The 3,178-nt window shown below is 25.9% G+C and carries 5 protein-coding genes; all 5 read right to left on the bottom strand.

What is annotated here, in order from left to right; translation table 11 throughout:
- A partial coding sequence (locus tag U881_RS0101545) for a recombinase RecT (protein ID WP_024653026.1) occupies positions 1–597 on the bottom strand: 597 nt, incomplete at its 3' end.
- A 333-nt stretch (positions 598–930) separates the two neighbouring features.
- Entirely contained in the window at positions 931–1,449 is a 519-nt protein-coding gene (locus tag U881_RS0101540) for a chromosome replication/partitioning protein (protein ID WP_024653025.1), read from the bottom strand.
- Between the two features lie 56 nt (positions 1,450–1,505).
- Entirely contained in the window at positions 1,506–2,246 is a 741-nt protein-coding gene (locus U881_RS0101535; protein WP_024653024.1) for a ParA family protein, read from the bottom strand.
- A complete protein-coding gene (locus U881_RS0101530; protein WP_024653023.1) occupies positions 2,222–2,785 on the bottom strand; it encodes a DUF226 domain-containing protein in 564 nt (187 codons plus the stop codon). The genes U881_RS0101535 and U881_RS0101530 overlap by 25 nt, the downstream gene beginning before the upstream one ends.
- 9 nt (positions 2,786–2,794) lie before the next feature.
- On the bottom strand, positions 2,795–3,178 hold a 384-nt coding region (locus U881_RS0101525; protein WP_024653022.1), incomplete at its 5' end, for a plasmid maintenance protein.

The raw sequence follows: 3,178 nt of genomic DNA, 5'->3' as shown, positions 1-3,178 counted from the left end.
TTGTTCTTCATATACAGTACTTATACCTTCTAATTCTTCTCTAGTATATGGCATAGCAGATAAATCAGTTCCTGGCAATGTTCTACAAAGTCCACTTATTGCACATTTTCTTAGCATAAACACTGGCTTCTCTCTCCATACTGCTGTATTTCTACTACACTCTCCTAAAAGAACTGAAAAGCTATAACATTTTCCTTCGCTAGTACTCATATATGCAGTACACTGTAAGTCTTCTTTTTCTATTATATTACCTTTAGCATCAACTCTATAAGTCTTTAGCTTTTCTTCTTTAAATGAAAAATCTCTACTATCGTATCCATACTCATATACTCTTTTAAGCAAAGTTTGATATGCTACTACAACTGTTGGTCTCCCATTAAATGGGATTATATATGCTTCTTTTTTAAATGGATTAAGATTATTTATCTTAAGCAAAGTTAAAATATCACGTTCTGATTGTAAATCTATTTTATCTAATCCATACATACATTTGTATGAATTCCATAATTTTAAAATATCTTCTGACGTAATTTCACTAATATATTTGTTAATAATTTCTTGCATATTTGTTTTTGATATGTTATTTATATTTTTCACTATAAACTCTCCTTTGATTTTTGTTTATTTTTTATATATAACAAAAAATATTATAACAAAAAACTAAAAATTAACAAACATTTATCAATATAATTTAAAAAATTTTAAAAAAATTGTGATATATAAAAGTGAAAATTTACTACAAAACATAATCCTTACTTAAAGGATTATTCAGTAAAAATTATACTGTAAAACATTTAAGTAAGGATTATAACCTTTCATAGCTTAACCAAAAATCATAAGGAGATACTGGTGCGAATATCGCACAGAGCACCTTAATAAGGACATTATACATCAAAGTGAAGATAATATCAATCGTTGCAAAGCCTTTTATCATTTCAAACTTTCAAATTCCTTTACAAATTCTTTAAGCAATTCTTGTTTTTCTAAAAAAAGTCTATCTAATATAAAACCTGTTAATTTCGCATTTTTTTTATAATAATCATAACTCTTTTGATTTTTAAGTTGAAATCTCAATGGTTTGATCAAATTTCGTTTTGATTTTTTTAATTTACTTGTTGTAGTTCTTAAAAATGCAATTGTCCGGGTAATTCCATTTTCTACTACATAGCTTTCTTCTAAAATCCCATTTTCTATGGCAGTTGCTATCTTTAAATAATCATAAACCTGACTTCTTGCCAACTTATACTCTTTAATAAAATCCTCAAATGTTCTATATCCATCGAATTTATAGTACTCATTATCCTTTATTTCTTTTAAAACCTTAATAGATTCTATCTTATAATAAACCTCTTGTTGAAAGTTAAATTTCAACTTCTGTTTTAATTTATTATAATGTTCCTTTGTTTCATCTAGAGTTTCTAAATTTCTTTTATTGATTATAATACCCATTGGCATCTCCTTTTATCTATGATGACAAAAAACAACAATGTCCGATTGATTGGACATTAAATTTTTTTTAAAAAATTACTTAATATGTTCTTATATTCCAATATATAATCTTTTTTCAAATTAAAAATATCATTTCTTGCAATTTTTTTATTTAAATCTTCTCGTTCCGACACTAAACCCAAAAAATTTTTATCTTCTTTAAACAAATTAAACAACTCTTTATGTGTATTATTTTTCTTAAATCGAGTTATTATTAAAAAAACTGGTATTTCTACAGCTATATCGTTTATAGAAAAATTTAAAAGTTCTAAACTTTCAACAGCCCACTTCTCTGCTGTCATTGGTACTATTATATAATTGCTAACAACAAGAGCATTCGTTAAAGTATAATCCAAACTAGGATTGGTATCTATTATTATATAGTCATATTCTAACTCTAAATTATGCAATTGTTTTTGTAATTTAATCTCTTTAAAAGTTATTGCTTCTTTATTAAATTTATGTAGAGTTAAATAACTCGGTATCAAATCCAAATTATTGCCAATGTTGATAATTGAATCATGAATATCTATATTATTCTTTAAGACTTCATACACATTAATAGATTTTAAATCTATTCCTTGTTTTTCTATTTTCATAAAAAAATAACTAGTAACTGAAGCCTGTGTATCTATATCTATCAGAAGCACTCTATATTTCTGAGCTAATAATATTGCAAATATGATAGCACTTGTACTTTTTCCAACACCACCCTTAATTGACGCAATTGCGATTATTTTTGGTTTTTTTCTATCCATTTTGTTATCAAACCCCCATCTGGCAATTCCTTATTATAAAATTCATATACTTCCTTTTCTAATTTTAAGAGTTTTTGAATTAAGGATTTGCAATATTTTGTGTATTCCTTATCCCTTCTGAGTAAACGGTATATTCCTTTGATATAACAATAAACACTTCCTTTTTCAAATCTAAACTCTAGGTAATACGCTTTTGAAAACTTAAATACCTTCATAACACCGTTTTCTTCGTATTTCATTATAATATCTTTTATTGGTCTTCTACATCCATAAAATATCCCTAAAAATTTATCGTTTTTTTTTATGGAAAATAAACTAAAGAATTCTATTTTATTTTGTTTGAATAAATCTCTAAACACAATAAAAAATTTATTATTTTGTCTTTTATCAATTCCAAATGCATAAAAATCTTTCATGATTTTTGTGTGATATATTTTTCTATTGTTCTTATCCTCTATTTTTATAAATAGATTCCTATTTTTTTCTTTTGGTGCAATTTCAACTTTTTTTTCTTTTAGGCGTTCTAATACGCTTTCCATTAATTACCCTCAAGTTACGATTTTCTCACTCTCTCTGATTTTTAAATATCCTTTTTCTTCTATTATTTCGAAGATTTCGTTGTAATAATGGTTGTTGAATGTTTTTTTATAGTCCAATGTTTCTTGTTTACTCAAATACTCCCTAAGTATTGGGAACAAAATTGCTCTATCCACTTTCCTAGAAAATTGATCTACTAGTATGCTAAATATGTTGATCTCAAGATTCCTCTTTTCTGCTTCTTCATCCTTTACCTGTGGTACCGTTTTTTTAAGTTTCGCAATGGCTTTTTTTAAGTCTGGGTACTTTTTACTTTCGACTATAAAATGGGGCTTTTCTTTGTATTTCTCGCTTATCTCAGACATTCGTATTTTAAGTTCAGATTTTTCATAACC

Origin of the sequence: Borrelia persica No12 (genome assembly GCF_000500045.1) — a bacterium.
In the GTDB taxonomy this organism is placed as follows: domain Bacteria; phylum Spirochaetota; class Spirochaetia; order Borreliales; family Borreliaceae; genus Borrelia; species Borrelia persica.
This window is presented reverse-complemented; position numbering and strand designations above follow the sequence as displayed.